11 protein-coding genes are annotated in these 17995 nt (G+C 66.5%); 3 read left to right on the top strand and 8 right to left on the bottom strand.

The genetic code is table 11. The features are described 5' to 3' along the window. Window positions 1-63: 63 nt before the first annotated feature. From pyrH to rpsB, 3 genes are all read right to left on the bottom strand, one after another. Entirely contained in the window at window positions 64-777 is a 714-nt protein-coding gene (gene pyrH, locus F6X40_RS24320) for a UMP kinase (RefSeq protein ID WP_090800588.1), read from the bottom strand. A gap of 222 nt (window positions 778-999) precedes the next feature. Beyond that, entirely contained in the window at window positions 1000-1881 is an 882-nt protein-coding gene (gene tsf, locus F6X40_RS24315) for a translation elongation factor Ts (protein ID WP_184066181.1), read from the bottom strand. Window positions 1882-2099: 218 nt separating this feature from the next. Further along, window positions 2100-2852, bottom strand: a complete 753-nt coding sequence (gene rpsB / locus F6X40_RS24310) for a 30S ribosomal protein S2 (protein WP_187629540.1) — start codon at window positions 2850-2852, stop codon at window positions 2100-2102. A 554-nt stretch (window positions 2853-3406) separates the two neighbouring features. Here rpsB and map point away from each other — a divergent pair. The 3 genes from map to F6X40_RS24295 are packed head-to-tail and all read left to right on the top strand — an operon-like array spanning window position 3407 to window position 8874. Beyond that, the gene (gene map, locus F6X40_RS24305; RefSeq protein ID WP_184022635.1) at window positions 3407-4216 is read left to right on the top strand and encodes a type I methionyl aminopeptidase; all 810 of its coding nucleotides are present in this window, start codon (window positions 3407-3409) and stop codon (window positions 4214-4216) included. A gap of 29 nt (window positions 4217-4245) precedes the next feature. Next, window positions 4246-6825 carry a [protein-PII] uridylyltransferase gene (locus F6X40_RS24300; protein ID WP_187629539.1) on the top strand — a complete coding sequence of 860 codons (2580 nt, stop codon included), beginning with the start codon at window positions 4246-4248 and terminating at the stop codon, window positions 6823-6825. 6 nt (window positions 6826-6831) lie between these two features. Beyond that, a complete protein-coding gene (locus tag F6X40_RS24295) occupies window positions 6832-8874 on the top strand; it encodes a pseudouridine synthase (RefSeq protein WP_187629538.1) in 2043 nt (680 codons plus the stop codon). 96 nt (window positions 8875-8970) lie between these two features. Here the strand turns inward: F6X40_RS24295 and def are convergent, their stop codons facing one another. The 5 genes from def to F6X40_RS24270 form a co-directional block, all read right to left on the bottom strand. After that, on the bottom strand, window positions 8971-9504 hold the full coding sequence (gene def, locus F6X40_RS24290) for a peptide deformylase (RefSeq protein WP_090800596.1): 534 nt from the start codon (window positions 9502-9504) through the stop codon (window positions 8971-8973). Then, window positions 9501-11567 carry an NAD-dependent DNA ligase LigA gene (gene ligA, locus F6X40_RS24285; RefSeq protein WP_187629537.1) on the bottom strand — a complete coding sequence of 689 codons (2067 nt, stop codon included), beginning with the start codon at window positions 11565-11567 and terminating at the stop codon, window positions 9501-9503. The genes def and ligA overlap by 4 nt, the downstream gene beginning before the upstream one ends. A 166-nt stretch (window positions 11568-11733) precedes the next feature. Continuing rightward, a complete protein-coding gene (locus F6X40_RS24280; RefSeq protein WP_187629536.1) occupies window positions 11734-13050 on the bottom strand; it encodes a cell division protein ZipA C-terminal FtsZ-binding domain-containing protein in 1317 nt (438 codons plus the stop codon). A 113-nt stretch (window positions 13051-13163) separates the two neighbouring features. Then, window positions 13164-16682: a chromosome segregation protein SMC gene (gene smc, locus F6X40_RS24275; protein WP_187629535.1), complete on the bottom strand. Its 3519-nt coding sequence runs from the start codon at window positions 16680-16682 to the stop codon at window positions 13164-13166. A gap of 184 nt (window positions 16683-16866) precedes the next feature. After that, window positions 16867-17928 carry a DMT family transporter gene (locus F6X40_RS24270; RefSeq protein ID WP_187629534.1) on the bottom strand — a complete coding sequence of 354 codons (1062 nt, stop codon included), beginning with the start codon at window positions 17926-17928 and terminating at the stop codon, window positions 16867-16869. Window positions 17929-17995 lie beyond the last annotated feature (67 nt).

Raw genomic sequence — 17995 nt, 5'->3', positions numbered from 1 at the left:
CGCCCGGCACGCGCGATGCGGCGGCCCGGGCTCGCGTCAAAGCCCACGTAATGTAAACGAAGTTTACACGTGGACGAGGGTGCCCTCGTCCTCACCTAGCACGATGCGCTTGAGCGCACCGGGTTTGACGATCGAAAACACGCGGATCGGCAGCTTCTGGTCGCGGCACAGAGCGAAAGCCGTCGCGTCCATCACCTGCAGATTGCGGCCGATTGCCTCATCGAAGCTGATCGTGCTGTAGCGGGTCGCGCTCGAATCCTTCTTCGGATCGGCCGAATAGACGCCGTCCACCTTGGTCGCCTTCAGCACCACTTCCGCGCCGATTTCCGCGCCGCGCAATGCAGCGGCCGTGTCGGTCGTGAAGAACGGGTTGCCGGTGCCGGCCGCGAAGATCACGACCTTGCCTTCCTCGAGCTGGCGGATCGCGCGGGGCCGGATGTACGGCTCGACGACCTGGTCCATGCGCAGCGCCGATTGCACGCGCGCCTCGATGCCGGCGTGACGCATCGCGTCCTGCAGCGCCAGCGCGTTCATCATCGTGGCGAGCATACCCATGTAGTCGGCCGTTGCGCGGTCCATACCCGCCGCACCGCCCGCGACGCCGCGAAAAATATTGCCGCCGCCGATCACCACGGCCAGTTGTGTTCCGAGACGGACCACTTCGGCCACGTCCGCCACCATTCGTTCGATGGTTCCGCGATTGATGCCGAAGGCATCGTCGCCCATCAGAGCTTCACCGGAGAGTTTGAGCAGGACGCGTTTATAGGCAGTGGGCATAGGGGTATCCAGATCGCGCAGAACAGGGCAACAACAAGGGACTAATGTAGGGGTGAAATGCTGATTCGGGCAAGCACCGCCAAATTGGCGAACCCTGAGGTTCGCCAGCGGCGGCCGCGCGGCGAGGGTCAACTCGTGCGCGGCCTTGCGGCGCTGCCGACCGCGGCGAGGTCTTGCCTCGCCGCGGGTCCAAACGGTACGGCGGTGAAGCTTAGGTAACGCTTATTGTTGCTTTGCAGCAGCGACCTGGGCGGCCACTTCCGCTGCGAAGTCGTCCTGCTTCTTCTCGATGCCTTCGCCGACCACGAACAGCGCGAACTTCTGTACGCTCGAGTTGCCCGCCTTCAGCATCTGCTCGATCGTCTGCTTGTCATTCTTCACGAACGTCTGGTTCAGCAGCGACACTTCCTTCAGGTACTTCTGCACGCTGCCGTCGACCATCTTCGCAACGATTTCAGCCGGCTTGCCCGATTCGGCCGCCTTCTGTTCAGCGATGCTGCGTTCCTTGGCGATCAGGTCCGCCGGCACGTCGTCCGACGACAGCGAGACCGGCTTCATCGCAGCGATGTGCATCGCCACGTCCTTGCCGACCTGTTCGTCCGCGCCGGTGTACTCGACCAGCACGCCGATGCGCGTGCCGTGCAGGTACGCCGCCAGCTTGTTCGCGGTGTCGAAGCGCACGAAACGGCGGATCGACAGGTTTTCGCCGATCTTGCCGACCAGCGCGAGGCGCACTGCGTCGACGGTTTGGCCGTCGAGCGGCAGGGCTGACAGCGCCGCGACGTCAGCCGGGTTTTGCGTCGCGACGAGTTCGGCGATCTTCTTCGAGAACGCGAGGAAGTCGTCGTTCTTCGAGACGAAGTCGGTTTCGCAGTTCAGCTCGACGAGCGAACCAGCGTTGCCGTTGATGAACGATGCGACGACGCCTTCGGCCGTCACGCGCGATGCCGCCTTGCTCGCCTTGTTGCCGAGCTTCACGCGCAGCAGTTCTTCAGCGCGCGCCAGATCGCCGTCGGCTTCCGTCAGCGCCTTCTTGCATTCCATCATCGGCGCGTCGGTCTTCGCGCGCAGTTCTGCAACCATGCTTGCGGTAATTGCCGCCATCATTTGCTCCTTGAGTTCTGTCTGTCACACGCCGCCCGCATTTCGATGCCGGCGGCAGGAATTCGTTTCAGCGTTTTCGCGCATTTTTTGCGAGCGACGCGCCTCGCGTCGCCCCGAGCACTCTGCCAGATGCCCGTTACAACAACTGTCATAGACGTCGCGACTTAAAAAAAGGGGGCCTGTAGAAAGCCCCCTTTTATGCCGGACACTGGGCAGCCTTACGCTTCCGGGTTGACCTCGACGAACTCGTCGCCGTCGCCGCCACGCGCAGCCTGGACCACTTCGTTGACCGCGTTGGCACGGCCTTCGAGGATCGCATCGGCCACGCCAGCCGTGTACAGGGCGACGGCCTTGCTGGCGTCGTCGTTACCCGGGATCACGTAGTCCACACCTTCCGGCGAGTGGTTCGTATCGACCACGGCGATGACCGGAATGCCGAGCTTGTTTGCTTCGGTCACGGCAATCTTGTGGTAGCCGACGTCAACCACGAAGATCGCGTCCGGAATGCCGCCCATGTCCTTCACGCCGCCGATCGACTTCTGCAGCTTGGCCATTTCACGTTCGAACAGAAGCGCTTCCTTCTTGCTCATGCGCTCGGTTTCACCGGCTTCCAGCGCCGCTTCCATGTCCTTCAGGCGCTTGATCGAAACCTTCAGCGTCTTGAAGTTGGTCAGCATGCCGCCGAGCCAGCGCGCGTTCACGAACGGCATACCAGCGCGCTGCGCTTCCTGGGCGATCGTGTCACGCGATTGACGCTTCGTACCGACGAACAGGATCGTGCCGCGGTTCGATGCCAGCTGACGCGCGTACTTCAGCGCGTCGTTGTACATCGGCAGCGTCTTTTCGAGGTTGATGATGTGAATCTTGTTGCGATGACCGAAAATGAAGGGGGCCATCTTCGGGTTCCAGAAACGGGTCTGGTGACCGAAGTGGGCACCTGCTTCCAGCATTTGACGCATCGTAACTGCCATGAAATTCTCCACGAGGGTTGGGTCTTAAACCGGCTGCCGTATCGGCCGCGCTCGCCTCTACCTTGGCTGGAACGCGACGACACCCTGGGTGCGCCGGCTTGCGAATTGGTTGCCTGACACGACTTTCTCTCACTCACGACACCCAACAACCGGAGTGCCGCGAGAAGCCGCTCCGCCCAGCTGCCATGCGCGAATTTGCGGACTCGCGAATAAAAGCGGACTAGGACCGACTTAGCCCGAGAGTATAGCACGCGACGACCGACTGACTCAACCGGCCCGACCACCGGCCGATGGTCCTACGCACGGGACCGCGCCGCCGGGCCCGAAGCCCGGCCTGGCGTCCTTTGGGCCGCCAATTTGCCGATTCTGGCGCTTTTCGCCCATTGCCGCCCGATCCTGCGCAACGACCCGGCCCCCACTGCTGTAAAATGGCTCGATTCCGCCACGCGCGGGGGTGTTAAGGATCGACCGGCATTCCGTGCCCGGCAGACGCCCCTCCGCCCGGCCACCGCAACACCCAGCAAGCCTTATCCAGCAAGGCTTCCGAGGAAACCATGGCTATCACCATCAAAAACGAAGACGATATCGCGAAGATGCGCGTCGCCTGCCGGCTCGCGAGCGAAGTGCTCGACTACATCACGCCGTTCGTCAAGGCCGGCGTCACCACTGGCGAGCTCGACCGTCTGTGTCACGAATACATGCTGAAGGACCAGGGCACGGTCCCCGCGCCGCTGAATTACCAGCCGCCCGGCTACCCGCCCTACCCGAAAGCCACCTGCATTTCCGTCAACGACGTGATCTGCCACGGCATTCCGGGCGACAAGGCGCTCAAAACCGGCGACGCGCTGAACATCGACATCACCGTGATCAAGGACGGCTATTTCGGCGACACGAGCCGCATGTTCATCGTCGGCGAAGGGTCGATCATGGCAAAGCGCCTCGTGCAAGCCACTTTCGAATGCATGTGGCTCGGCATCGACCAGGTGCGACCCGGCGCGCATCTCGGCGACATCGGCTATGCGATCCAGAAGCACGCCGAAGGCCTCGGCTACAGCGTGGTGCGCGAATATTGCGGACACGGCATCGGCACCGTATTCCACGAAGATCCGCAGATCCTGCACTACGGTCGCCCCGGCACCGGGTTCGAACTGCAGGCCGGTATGATCTTCACGATCGAGCCGATGATCAACGCCGGCCGCCGTGACATCCGCACGATGCCCGACCAGTGGACCGTCAAGACCAAGGACCGCAGCCTGTCCGCGCAGTGGGAGCACACGGTGCTCGTCACCGAGACAGGCTACGACGTGCTGACCGTGTCGGCCGGCACGCCCGCGCGTCCGCCCGTGGTCGCGGCCACGGCCTGACCGATTCCGACCACACCGCCTTCCTGCCAATGAGTAGCGTTCCAGCCGTCGCCCCCTCCCATGCCTCGTCGCTCAAGGCGGACTACAAAGTGGCCAAAGCCCAGTTGCTGGAACGCTTCCGAACGGCCACCAACGTCGACGCGTTGATGGCCGCCCTCGCGCGCGCCACGGACCATTCGCTGCGCGCCGCCTGGGACACCTGCGAGCTGCCCGACGACCTCGCGCTGGTCGCGGTTGGCGGCTATGGGCGCGGCGAACTCGCGCCGCACTCCGACATCGACATCCTGGTGCTGTTGCCCGACGCGCGGCTCGAGCATCTGGACGCGCGCATCGAGCGCTTCATCAGCCTCGCGTGGGATCTCGGGCTGGAACTCGGCAGCAGCGTGCGCAGCGTGTCGCAATGCATCGAGGAAGCGGCCAACGACGTCACGGTGCGTACCTCGCTGCTGGAAGCGCGCCGCATCACCGGCAGCACCGCACTGTTCGACGATTTCGCTCGGCGCTACCGTGCGGCGCTCGACCCGAAGGCGTTCTTCCAGGCGAAGGTGCTCGAAATGCGCCAGCGTCACGCGAAGTTTCAGGACACGCCCTACGCGCTCGAGCCGAACGTCAAGGAAAGCCCGGGCGGGCTGCGCGACCTGCAGCTGATCCTGTGGATCACACAGGCGGCCGGCTTCGGCAGCAGCTGGCGCGAACTCGAAGCACGCGGACTGATCACCGAGCGCGAGGCGCGCGAGCTGCGCCACAACGAAGGCTTTCTGAAGTCGCTGCGTGCGCGGCTGCACGTGATCGCCGGGCGCCGCCAGGACATCCTGGTGTTCGACCTGCAGACGCCGGTCGCGGAAAGCTTCGGCCTCAAGCCGACCGCGACCAAGCGCGCGAGCGAGCAGCTGATGCGCCGCTACTACTGGGCCGCGAAAGCGGTCACGCAACTCGCGACGATCCTGATCCAGAACATCGAGGCGCAGCTGTTTCCGAGCACGAGCGGCATCACGCGCGTGCTGTCGGATCGCTTCGTCGAAAAGCAGGGCATGCTCGAAATCGCCTCCGACGACGTGTTCCAGCGCGAGCCGAATGCGATCCTCGAGGCGTTCCTGCTATACGAGCGCACCCCGGGCGTGAAGGGACTGTCGGCGCGCACGCTGCGCGCGATCTACAACGCCCGCGACGTGATGGACCAGCACTGGCGGCGCGATCCGGAAAATCGCCGACTCTTCATGGAAATCCTGAAGCAGCCGGCCGGTATCACGCATGCGTTCCGGTTGATGAACCAGACGAGCGTGCTCGGGCGTTATCTGCTGAATTTCCGGCGCATCGTCGGGCAGATGCAGCACGACCTGTACCACGTGTTCACGGTCGATCAGCACATCCTGATGGTGCTGCGCAATCTGCGCCGCTTCGCGGTCGCCGAGCATGCGCACGAATACCCGTTCTGCAGCCAGTTGATCGTCAACTTCGACCGGCCGTGGGTGCTGTACGTGGCCGCACTGTTTCATGACATCGCGAAGGGCCGCGGCGGCGATCATTCCACGCTGGGCATGGCCGACGCACGGCGCTTCTGCCGCCAGCACGGCATCGAAGGCGAGGATGGCGAGCTGGTCGTGTGGCTCGTGCAGCAGCATCTGACGATGAGCCAGGTCGCGCAGAAGCAGGACACGAGCGACCCTGAAGTGATCAAACGCTTCGCCGAGCTGGTCGGCACCGAGCGCCGCCTGACCGCGCTCTATCTGCTGACCGTCGCCGACATCCGCGGCACCAGCCCGAAGGTCTGGAACACGTGGAAAGGCAAGCTGCTCGAAGACCTCTACCGCACCACGCTCGCCGTGCTTGGCGGTGCCCAGCCGGACGAGCATTCCGAGCTGAAGTCGCGCCAGGAAGAGGCGCTCGCGCTGCTGCGTCTCGAAACCGTGCCGGAAGGCGCGCAACGGGCGCTGTGGGACAAGCTGGACGTCGGCTATTTCCTGCGCCACGACGCGGCGGACATCGCGTGGCAGACGCGCGTGCTGTACCGCCACGTCGAAACGCCGACGCCGCTCGTACGCGCGCGGCCGTCGCCGATCGGCGAGGCGCTGCAGGTGCTCGTCTACGTGAAGGACCAGCCCGATCTGTTCGCGGGCATCTGCGCGTATTTCGACCGCAACGGCCTGTCGGTGCTCGATGCGCGTGTCAGCACGACGCGCCACGGCTACGCGCTCGACAACTTCCTCGTCGCGCACACCGAAGAGGACGTGCACTATCGCGACATCGCCAATCTGGTCGAGCAGGAGCTGACCGCGCGCCTCGCGGGCCACGGCACCTTGCTGCCGGGACCGTCGAAGGGCCGGCTGTCACGGCTGTCGCGCACCTTCCCCATTACGCCGCGCGTCGACCTGCGGGCCGATGAGCGCGGCCAATACTACATCCTGTCCGTGTCGGCGAACGACCGGCCGGGCCTTCTTTATTCGATCGCGCGCGTGCTGGCTGAGCACCGGGTCGGCGTCGCCTCGGCGCGGATCAATACGCTCGGCGAACGCGTCGAGGACGTGTTTCTGCTCGAAGGACACAGCCTGTCGGACAACCGCCTGCAAATTCAGGTCGAGACCGAACTACTGCGCGCGATCGCAGTGTGAGATTTCATGCGAATCAAATTAACAGCGAAGCATCCGCGGCCGGCGTCGTCCGAACGCGCCCCTGTCCGCCCCGGCAGCGCGTCGGCGCGTAAGCCGACCCGTCCAGCGCGGCCGAAGCCATTCGAGGCCGAGGCCGGCGCGAAGCGCGAAGGCGCGGCGTCGACGGGTGGTGGCGCGAAGCGGCCGGTCGGTGCGAAGCCGGCGGGCGCCGGTGCACGCGCGCCGCGTGCCGAAGGGTCGGGCGTGCGCGAACGGGGCGCGGCTGCCGCGGGCGCACCGCGCCGCTTCGAAGGTGCGGCTGAGCGAGGCGAGCGCGGAGAACGCGCGCCGCGTCGTCTCGAAGGCAGCGCTGAGCGTGGTGAACGCGGGCCTCGGCGCGATTTCGGCGAACGGACTGAACGCACGCCGCGTCGTTTCGAAGGCAACGCCGAGCGTGGCGAACGGGCGCCTCGGCGCGATTTCGGCGAACGGACTGAACGCGCGCCGCGTCGTTTCGAAGGCAACGCTGAACGTGGCGAACGGTCGCCTCGACGCGATTTCGGCGAACGGACTGAACGCGCGCCGCGTCGTTTCGAAGGCAACGCTGAAGGTGGCGAACGGGCGCCTCGGCGCGATTTCGGCGAACGGACTGAACGCGCGCCGCGTCGTTTCGAAGGCAGCGCTGAGCGTGGTGAACGCGCGCCTCGACGCGATTTCGGCGAACGGACTGAACGCGCGCCGCGTCGTTTTGAAGGCAGCGCTGAGCGTGGCGAACGCGCTCCTCGGCGCGAATTCGGCGAGCGTGCAGAACGCGCACCCCGTCGTTTCGAGGGCAATGCGGAGCGCGGTGAGCGCGCACCGGGCCGCGACGCCGGCGAACGCCGTCCGTTCAGCGGTCCGCGTCCAGGCACAGGCAGGCCGTCGGAAGGCGGCGCGCGTGGCGATCGTCCGGTGCGCCGGGAGCGCGAGGCCGCCGACCGTCCGCGCTTCGGTAGCGATCGCGGTGAGCCGCAGGAGCGTCGCGGTGGCGATCGAGGCGCGCGCAGCGACAGCACCTCGCGCAGCTTCGAAAGCGAGCGTGGCGAGCGCAGCTTCGCGAAGCCGGCAAAAGGCGGCTACGGCGAACGCACCGAGCGTCGCGAGCGCCCTGCGCGCAGCTTCGACGACACGTTGCCGGCCGCGAACCGCCGCTTCGGCGACGACCGACCGGCCCGCGCCGCCAAGCCGCGAGCCTCGGCATCAGCAACCGCCCGCCCCGTCGACACCACCATCGACACCCCGCACCCGCCCCGCCGCGATCGCGAAGACGCACCGGGCATGCTGCGTCTGTCGAAGCTGATGTCCAAGCTCGGTCTGTGCTCGCGTCGCGAGGCCGACGAATGGATCGAGAAAGGCTGGGTCATGGTCGACGGCGAGCGCGTCGATACGCTCGGCACGAAGGTGTTCCCGGATCAGCGCATCGACATCGACCCGGCCGCCGAAGCCTTTCAGTCGAGCCAGGTGACCGTGATCGTTCACAAGCCGGTCGGGCTCGTGTCGGGCCAGGCGGAGGACGGCTATCAGCCGGCCATCACGCTCGTCACGCCGGAGAATCGCTGGGAAGGCGACCGTTCGGGGATCCCCTTCTCGGCGTCGCATCTGCGCCAGCTCGCGCCGGCCGGGCGTCTCGACATCGATTCGACGGGCCTGCTCGTGCTGACGCAGGACGGCCGCATCGCGAAGCAACTGATCGGCGGTCACTCGGACGTGGACAAGGAGTATCTGGTGCGCGTCGCCTACGGCGATCACACGGTCGACGTCGAAAGCCATTTCCCGGCCGAAAAACTCGCGCTGCTGCGCCACGGCCTGTCGCTCGACGACGTCGCGCTGAAGCCCGCCCAGGTCAGCTGGCAGAACGGCGAGCAGCTGCGTTTCGTGCTGCGCGAAGGCAAGAAGCGTCAGATTCGCCGCATGTGCGAACTGGTCGGTCTCGAGGTGGTGGGCCTGAAGCGCGTGCGCATGGGCCAGGTGATGCTCGGCGCGCTGCCGCCGGGACAGTGGCGCTATCTGTCGGAAGACGAGTCGTTCTGAGGTCCGTCCAATGCGCCTCCTTGCTGAGAGCGGGCGCATCGGCACAACAAAAAACCCACGCACTTTGGCGTGGGTTTTTTGTTGGCGGCAGCTGTGTCAGTCGTCGCTATTCGTATCGAGATCCGGGAACAGGACCTCCGTAAAGCCGAACTTCGAGAAATCGGTAATCCGCATCGGATACAGCTTGCCGATCAGATGATCGCATTCGTGCTGCACAACCCGTGCGTGAAAACCCTCGGCGACCCGGTCGATCGGATTGCCGAACTGGTCGAAGCCGTGATAACGGATCATCGAAAACCGGCTCACCACGCCGCGCAGCCCCGGCACCGACAGGCAACCTTCCCAGCTTTCTTCCATGTCCTGCGAGACCGGCGTGACGGTCGGGTTGATCAGCACCGTTTCGGGCACCGGCGGCGCGTCCGGATAGCGCTCGTTCGAACCGAAGCCGAAGATCACCACCTGCAGATCGACGCCGATCTGCGGCGCGGCGAGACCCGCGCCGTTCGCCGCGTGCATGGTCTCGAACATGTCTTCCACGAGCCGGTGCAGCTCGGGCGTGTCGAAGTGATCGACCGGCTCGGCGATTCGCAGCAGGCGCGGATCGCCCATCTTCAGAATGTCGTGAATCATCGGTGCCCCTCCAGGAGCTTGCGCATACCATCTTCGTCGAGTACGGGGATGCCGAGTTCCTCCGCCTTCGAAAGTTTGCTGCCCGCGTCGGCCCCCGCCACCACGTAACTGGTTTTCTTCGATACCGACCCCGCCACCTTCGCGCCGGCCGCCTCGAGCATTTCCTTCGCGTCCTCGCGCGACAGGTTTGGCAGCGTACCGGTCAGCACGACCGTCTGCCCGGCCAGCACGCCCTGCGGCGCCTTCGGCGCTGGCGGCGCCTCGGGCCACGTGACCTTGCCCGGCGCGCGCAGCTGTTCGATCACCGTGCGGTTGTGGTCCTCGGCGAAGAACTGGTGGATCGATTCGGCGACGACCGGCCCCACGTCGTTGACTTCGAGCAGTTCCTCCAGCGACGCATCCATGATCGGATCGAGCGAGCCGAAGTGCTTCGCGAGATCCTTCGCGGTCGATTCGCCGACATGGCGAATCCCCAATGCGTAGATAAAGCGCGCGAGCGACGTGTGCCTGGCCTTGTCGAGCGAGTCGAGCAGGTTCTGCGCGGACTTTTCGGCGAAGCGGTCGAGTTCCGCGAGCGTCGTGAAGCCGAGATTGAACAGATCGGCCGGCGTGCGCACCAGGTTCTGTTCGACCAGTTGATCGATGATCTTCTCGCCGAGGCCGTCGATATCGAGCGCGCGCCGCTGCGCGAAGTGCCACAACGCCTGCTTGCGCTGCGCCGGACAGAAGAGCCCGCCCGTGCAGCGCGCGATCGCCTCGTCGGGCAGCCGCTCGATCGCCGAACCGCACACCGGGCACTGCGTCGGCATCACGAACTCGCGCGCGTCGGCCGGACGACGCTCGAGCAGCGCGCTGACCACCTCCGGAATCACGTCGCCGGCGCGCCGCACGATCACCGTGTCGCCGATGCGGATGTCCTTGCGGCGCACTTCATCCTCGTTGTGCAAGGTCGCGTTCGTAACCGTCGCGCCGCCGACGAACACCGGTTCCAGCCGCGCGACCGGCGTGATCGCGCCGGTGCGGCCGACCTGCACGTCGATCGCGACCAGCTTCGTCAGCGCTTCCTGCGCGGGGAATTTGTGCGCGAGCGCGAAGCGCGGCGCGCGCGACACGAAACCGAGCGCATCCTGCTCGTCGCGCCGGTTGACCTTATAGACCACGCCGTCGATGTCGTAGGGGAGCCTGTCGCGCTTCTCGCCGACCGCGTGGAAGAAGCCGAGCAGGCCTTCGGCGCCCTGCACGACCGCACGCTCGCCATTGACCGGCAAGCCCATCTCCTTGTACCAGTCGAGCAGTTCGCTATGGGTGGCCGGCATCTCGATGCCTTCGAGCACGCCGATGCCATACGCGAAAAACGACAGCGGCCGCTGCGCGGTGATCTTCGAATCGAGCTGCCGCAAGCTGCCCGCCGCCGCGTTGCGCGGGTTCGCGAATTCGCGTTGTTCGGCGGTGCGCTGGCGTTCGTTCAGGCGCTCGAAATCGCGCTTGAACATCAGCACTTCGCCGCGCACGTCGAGCACGTGGGGCACGCGCTTACCCTTCAGCTTCAGCGGAATCGAGCGGATCGTGCGGACGTTTTCGGTGACGTTCTCGCCGGTTGTGCCGTCACCGCGCGTGGAGGCCTGCACGAACACGCCGTCGGCGTAGCGCAGCGAGATCGCGAGGCCGTCGAATTTCAGCTCGGCCGCGTAGTCGACGGGAACCGGCGGCTCGCTCGCGTTGTTGCCGAGCGCGTCGCCGATGCGCTTGTCGAACGCGACGATGTCTTCGTCGGCGAAACCGTTGTTCAACGACAGCATCGGCAGATCGTGCACGACCGGCTCGAAACCGCTCGCGGCCTCGCCGCCGACGCGCTGCGTTGGCGAATCCGGCACGATCAGATCGGGATGCTCGGCCTCGATGCGCTCCAGCTCCTTGAACAGCTTGTCGTACTCGGCGTCCGGCAGGTCCGGTTGATCGAGCACGTAATACGCGTAGTTCGCGCGTTCGAGTTCCGCGCGCAACCACACGGCCCGCTCGGCCGGAGCGCTGGTTGCGGAAGGAGGGACGGAGGATCGGGCCATGCTGTCGGAAGCTTCTCGAGAAGAAAGTCGGACATCGGATTATCGCAGGAAGCGTGCCCCTTTACATCGCTGAATCGGGGCGGGCCGCGCTGCGACTCAAGCCGGAAACGACGACGGCCGCACATCGTGCGGCCGTCGTCAAAACGCGTGGTACGCTGCAAAAGGCTTACTGGCTGAACAGGCGCCGCGTGGCCGGCGAACCCGCCGGAATACCCGCCTGTTCGAGCTTCGCGTACAGCGTCATCAACTGTTTTTCGATCGCGAGCAGCGCGCTTTCCGGCAGCGGCCGGCGACCGTCGTCGACCACGCGTCCGCCGATCCGCTCGGCCAGCGACTTCGCGTAATCGCACATCAGCCGGAACGGCAGGATGTCTTCGTCGGCGACCGGCACGTCGAGCACCAGCGTGATCATCTCACCGCCTTTGTACGTGAGGTCGTCGCGCAGGAAGTTGGTGTCGCCGAACTGCAGCATGAACACCGGGCTTTGCCGCGAGTCGAGCTTGACGAAGCGCGTGCCGTCGCGCGACAGCAGCAGACCGTCCTGCGAGGCGACCGCCTGCACGTAGTTGGCCGACCACGGCGCGCCGTCCGACAGCACGTTGATCGACAACTGCGCGTCGCACTGGGCGGCAAAGCCGTCGAGCTCGCGCGCCATCGCGACGGTTTCGAGCATGTCGGGGAATTCCGGCGCAGCGTCGAGCGCATCGGCGAACTGCTGTACGCCGGTCACGAACTCGGAAAATTCGAGCTCGTTCAGCGCGCCGCTACGGTTCGCGAGCTGCGCGGCCGCGCGCAGCTCTTCATAGCGCGTGCCGTTCTGCAGCAGCTCCCACGCGCCGCCGCCTTCGGGTTTGCCTTCGATGTGCACGGGCTTGCTGCCCGCGCGACGCAAGCGCTGCGCGAGCGGAAGCACCTTGTCGCCGGCCACGGGGCCGTTCAGCCGGATCGGCACGATACAGTCGATGCGTCGATCGACGATCGCGGGCGGCGCCGACGAAATCGTCGTGGCGGCCGGCAGGATCGGTTCGACCCGCTCGTGCCCGGCGGACGCGGGCTGGGCCGCGGGCGCTTCGGCCGTGGGCCGCTTCGCGTGCGCGCCCGGCGCCGCCGCATGTTCGCCTTCGCCCACGGTATCGGCGTCCGCCGATGGATAACCGTTCGGCGACGTCATCTCGGCCTGGATATCGGCCGGTGTATCGAGCGGTGCGGCGCCCGCGCCGAACGTCGGCTCGACGCGCGCCGCGCTCGGGTCCGCGGCCGCCTCGGCGCTCACGCTCGGCTGGCGCCGCGTGGTCGGCCGGGCCGGCTCGATGAACGGGCTCTGCTCCTCATGCTCGTCCCGCGCAAAGCTCTCGGCGGTGTCGGCCGGCATCGGCCGCGGCATTTTGCGGCGCACCTTCGCGCCCTGCCACGCGTTGTACACGACCACGCCCCCCACCACCACGGCACCCGCGCCGATCAAACCGAGTGTCAACTCGTCCATGCATGCTCCATCAGCAATTCTTCTATCCGCGCGGGCCTGTCGTCCGCTCCACGTACCGCGCGGCGCTCATCGAGGCCGCTGCGCTGGATGCGGATGCCCGCGAAGGCGTTAACTCAAACGATATTCTGGGCGAAACCCGCCGCCGTTTCCATGTCGACCGCGACGATCCGCGAGACGCCCTGCTCCTGCATCGTCACGCCGATCAGCTGCTGCGCCATCTCCATCGCGATCTTGTTGTGCGAAATGAACAGGAACTGGGTTTTGTCGGACATCGCCCGTACCAGATTCGCGAAACGCTCGGTGTTGGCGTCGTCGAGCGGTGCGTCCACTTCGTCGAGCAGACAGAACGGCGCGGGATTCAGCTGGAACATCGCGAACACGAGCGCGGTCGCGGTCAGCGCTTTCTCGCCGCCCGACAGCAGGTGAATCGTCGAATTCTTCTTGCCCGGCGGTTGCGCCATCACCTGCACGCCGGCGTCGAGGATTTCGTCGCCGGTCATGATCAGCTTCGCCTGGCCGCCGCCAAAGAGACGCGGGAACAGCTCGCCGAAATGGCGGTTCACTTCGTCGAACGTGCTTTGCAGCAGCGTGCGCGTTTCGGCGTCGATCTTGCGGATCGCATCTTCGAGCGTTTCGATCGCGCTCGTCAGGTCGGCCGACTGCGAATCGAGGAAGCTCTTGCGCTCGGTCGCGGCCTTCAGCTCGTCGAGCGCGGCCATGTTGACCGGCCCGAGCGCGGTGATCGCGTTGTTGATGCGCGTGACTTCGCCCTGCAGGTACGACGGCTTCATGTCCGCCGTCAGCTTGGCTTGCAGTTCGGCTTCATCGACACCGGCCGCGGCCAGCTGCTCGACGAACTGCTCGCCGCTGATGCGCGCGGCCTGCTCCTTCAACTGCAATTCATTGATGCGGTCGCGCAGCGGCTGCAGGGCGCGCTCGGCGGTGAGGCGCGTTTCGTCGGCCGAGCGCAGCTTCGCGGTCAGGTCGTCGAGCTCGACGCGCGCGGCGCGCAGCGCCTCTTCTTTCACGGCGCGGATGTCGAGCGCGTCCTGCAGCCCGGTGTGCGCGGTCTGCTCGTTGATCGTTTCCAGTTCGGCGCGCGCGTCTTCGAGCGCGCCCGCGACGCGCTCGCTCTGCTCGTGCGCGACCTGGATGCTGCGCTTCAATTCGTCGATGCGGTTCGCCATGTTGCGCGCGGCGAAGCGCGCGTCGGTAGCGGCGCGGTCGAGCTCGCGTGCTTCGCCGCGGGCGGTCGTCAGTTCTTCGTCGAGTGCTTCGAACGCGAGCTGGTGGTCTTCGAAGCGCGCCTGCAGTTCGGCGAGCTCGCCGTCGTGACGCTCGAAGTTCGCTTCCGACTCGGCGCGCAGCGCCCGCTGCTCGTCGATCTGCGCGGCGATCTCTTCGAGTTCCTCGCGAATCTGCGTGCTGCGCTGCGTGTAGCGTTCGTGTGCCTGGGTGAGCCTCAGCACGTCCATCTGCAACGCGTGCACCCGCTGCGTCGCGCGTTCGGCCTGCTGGCGCAGCTCGGCGAGCGCCTGCGCGGCTTGCGTGTGCGCGGCTTCGGCGCGGATCGCGGCGGCCTTCGCCTCGTCGGCGAGCAATGCCTGTGCGCGCACCTGGCGGCCGAGGTTTTCGATTTCCTGCTGACGCGCGAGCATGCCGGCCTGTTCGGAATCGGCCGCATACAGCTGTACGCCGACGCGCGTGACCACGTGCCCCGCCTTGACGACGAACGCGCCGCCCTCGGGCAGCTGCGCGCGCATCGAAAGCGCCTGCTGCAGATCGTCGGCGACGAACGCGAGGCCCAGCCAGTCGGTCAGCACCGCGCGAATACCCGCGTCCTCGATGCGCACGAGCGACAGCAGCGAGCGCAGCGCGCCCGCCGCCGGGGCAGGCTGACCAGCCGCGGGCGGCGCGTAGAACGCCAGCTTGGCCGGTGGCGCGTCGGTTGCGAACGCCTTGACCCAGTCGAGATTCGACACTTCGAGCGCGGCGAGGCGCTCGCGCAGCACCGCTTCGAGCGCGGTTTCCCAACCGGCCTCGACATGCAGCTTCTTCCACAGACGCGGCAGGCTGCCCAGCTCGTGCTTGTCGAGCCACGGCTGGATCTTGCCTTCGGTCTGCACGTTTTCCTGCAACTGCCTGAGCGCGGCGAGGCGCGCGTCGAGCTGATGGATCTGCGCGCTTTCGGCCTGCACGCGCTCCTGCGCGGCGCGGCGTTCACCGTCGAGCCGCGGCAGTGTTTCCTGCGCGTCGGCGAGGCGGCCCTGCGCGTCGTGAAGGATTTCCTCGTGCTCGGCGAGCTGCACGCGCAATGCCTCGAGCTGCGCCTCGTCGGGCGCGTCGAGGCCACCCTCTTCCGATTTCAGCCGCTCATGGCGCTGCTGCAGCTGCTGCAACTGCTGATCGGCATTGCGCTGATGCGCGGCTTCGAGCTTCAGCGCCTGCTCGGTCTGCGCGATGCCGCCGCGCTCGGTGTTCAGCTCCGCCTGAGCGTCGCGCCAGCGCGCTTCGAGGGCGGGCAGCGCATCGTGCTTCGCGGCGGCGTCCTCTTCGGCGAGCACGGCTTTTTCTTCAGCGACGGCCAGTTGCTCTTCAGCGTCGGCAATATCGTCCTGCGCCTTGCCGGCCTGCGATTGCCACTGCTCGCGCTGCGCGGTCAGCGCGGCGATCTGCGCCTGCGCGCGGTTGCGCGATTCGACGATGAAGCGGATCTCGGCTTCCAGCCGGCTCACTTCCGCGTTCGCCTCGTACAGCGCGCCCTGCGCGCCCTGCATCGCGTCGCTCGCCGAATAGTGCGCGACGCGCAGCGTTTCGAGTTCCGCCTCGACTTCGCGCAGCTTCGCGGTTTGCGCCTCGAGGTCGATCTGCGCCTGCTCGATCGCGCGTTGCTGGCGCTGCTGTTCGCCGGCCGCCTCGTTCTTGCGCAGCAACCACAGCAGACGCTGCTTTTCCTCGCCGTCGCTTTGCAGCTCGCGATAACGGGTCGCGACGACCGCCTGCCCCTCGAGCTTCTCGAGATTCGTGCCGAGTTCGCGGACGATGTCCTCGACGCGCGTCAGGTTCTCGCGCGTATCGTGCAGACGGTTCTCGGTCTCGCGGCGGCGCTCCTTGTACTTCGACACGCCGGCGGCTTCTTCGAGGAACACGCGCAGCTCTTCGGGCTTCGCCTCGATCAGCCGCGCGATCATGCCCTGCCCGATGATCGCGTACGCACGCGGCCCGAGGCCGGTGCCGAGGAAGATGTCCTGGATGTCGCGGCGCCGCGCCGGCAGATTGTTGATGTAGTAGCTCGACGTGCCGTCGCGCGTCAGCACGCGCTTCACGGCGATCTCCGCATACTGGCCCCACTGGCCGGCGGCGCGGCCGTCCGCGTTGTCGAACACGAGTTCGACGCTCGCGCGGCTGCCGGGCTTGCGGGCGGTCGAGCCGTTGAAGATCACGTCCTGCATCGACTCGCCGCGCAATTCAGAGGCGCGCGATTCGCCGAGCACCCAGCGCACGGCGTCGATGATGTTGGATTTGCCGCACCCGTTCGGACCGACCACGCCAACCAACTGGCCTGGGACCTGGAAATGCGTGGGATCGACGAAGGATTTGAAACCAGCGAGTTTGATCGAGGTGAGCCGCACGGCGATTTCGCTGTTTGAAAAGAGAGAGTGATAGGTGGCTCGCGAGGTTGCGCCAGTCGTTCACCGCCGCAGCGGGACGGCCCCGCGCAACCTCGCGAGCCTTCGCAATTTGGTTGCCGGCTGCATGCGCTCATGCATATCTGAGGCACACACAGGTACGCATGCGCCGGCTAATGAGGGGGAATCATACCATCGCGCGTGGACGATTCTTACCGCCCTTTCGGCGGTCGTCACTGTCGCCGTCAGGGCCGGGTTCGTCACCGCGATGGTCGCCGCGTTTGCTACCGCATTGACCACCGCGTCCATCGTCGCCGCCGGGCCCCTCCGTGTCCCCGATGGCGGGATCGGGCGGCACCAATTTCGTCCGATGCACCCAGCTCGACAAGGCCGACGCGAGCACGATGCACGCGCCGCCGGCCCATTCGCGCGGGCCCGGTACTTCGCCGGCGAACAGCCACGCCGACAGCGCCGTCACGACGAGTTCGAACAGCATGATGATCGACGCGCGATTGGCCGGCACGCGCGAGAGCCCGTATTGCACGAGCATGTTGTTCGACGCGAGCAGCAGACCGAGACCGAGCACCAGCAGCGCCGCTGTGCCCAGATGCGCGCCGACGGGCGGCGCGGGCATCGGCTCGAACAGCGACGCGAGCGCGCCGAACAGCGCCGCGCCGCCGAAGATCACCGCGGTGCGCATTTCGGGCTTCATGTCCGGCAGCACGCGGCTAGTCTTCAGGATCAGCACGTTGCTCATCGCGAAGCCCATGCCGCCGGCGAGCCCGGCCCATTCGGCGGGATTGCCGGGTACCGGAATGCCGAGACGCGGCGACCATAGCATCGTCATCGCGCCCGCGAGCAACAGCGCGGCCAGCGCCGCGCCCGACCACGTGAGCCGCTCGTGCAGGATGAAATGCGCGAACAGCGCGGTCCACGCGGGCGTCAGATAGAACAGCAGCAGCACGCGCATCACCTGACCGTGGATAGCGCCCCACACGAAGCCGAGATTCGTGACGCCCGCGGCGAGCGCGAGCGCCGGCAGCAGCCAGTGCCACCGCACGGTCTTCAGCGCGCCATTCCGCACGAGCAGCACGAACAGGCAGCCGGTGCCGCTCGTGAGCGCGCTCGCGGCGGTGCCGGTCACCCCGAGCGCGGCCAGCATCCGCAGCGGATACCAGACCATCCCCCAGACCGACGCGCCCAGCATGATCGCGAGCGTCGGCCAGCCGTTGCGAAGCCAGTTGGTCATGGGGCGGGACTCCGACGGGCGTCGTGGGCGGGTCGTATGAGGGTCCAGCCGGCCGTCTCCTGAACTG

The organism is Paraburkholderia sp. UCT31, from assembly GCF_014397655.1.
In the GTDB taxonomy this organism is placed as follows: domain Bacteria; phylum Pseudomonadota; class Gammaproteobacteria; order Burkholderiales; family Burkholderiaceae; genus Paraburkholderia; species Paraburkholderia tuberum.
The sequence above is the reverse complement of the archived record's forward strand: the minus strand, read 5'-3'. Positions and strand labels throughout refer to the sequence as shown.

Coding starts and splice junctions, on each gene's coding strand:
- pyrH (WP_090800588.1), bottom strand. CDS start 777: ATGCCCACTGCCTATAAACGCGTCCTGCTCAAACTCTCCGGTGAAGCT.
- tsf (WP_184066181.1), bottom strand. CDS start 1,881: ATGGCGGCAATTACCGCAAGCATGGTTGCAGAACTGCGCGCGAAGACC.
- rpsB (WP_187629540.1), bottom strand. CDS start 2,852: ATGGCAGTTACGATGCGTCAAATGCTGGAAGCAGGTGCCCACTTCGGT.
- map (WP_184022635.1), top strand. CDS start 3,407: ATGGCTATCACCATCAAAAACGAAGACGATATCGCGAAGATGCGCGTC.
- F6X40_RS24300 (WP_187629539.1), top strand. CDS start 4,246: ATGAGTAGCGTTCCAGCCGTCGCCCCCTCCCATGCCTCGTCGCTCAAG.
- F6X40_RS24295 (WP_187629538.1), top strand. CDS start 6,832: ATGCGAATCAAATTAACAGCGAAGCATCCGCGGCCGGCGTCGTCCGAA.
- def (WP_090800596.1), bottom strand. CDS start 9,504: ATGATTCACGACATTCTGAAGATGGGCGATCCGCGCCTGCTGCGAATC.
- ligA (WP_187629537.1), bottom strand. CDS start 11,567: ATGGCCCGATCCTCCGTCCCTCCTTCCGCAACCAGCGCTCCGGCCGAG.
- F6X40_RS24280 (WP_187629536.1), bottom strand. CDS start 13,050: ATGGACGAGTTGACACTCGGTTTGATCGGCGCGGGTGCCGTGGTGGTG.
- F6X40_RS24270 (WP_187629534.1), bottom strand. CDS start 17,928: ATGACCAACTGGCTTCGCAACGGCTGGCCGACGCTCGCGATCATGCTG.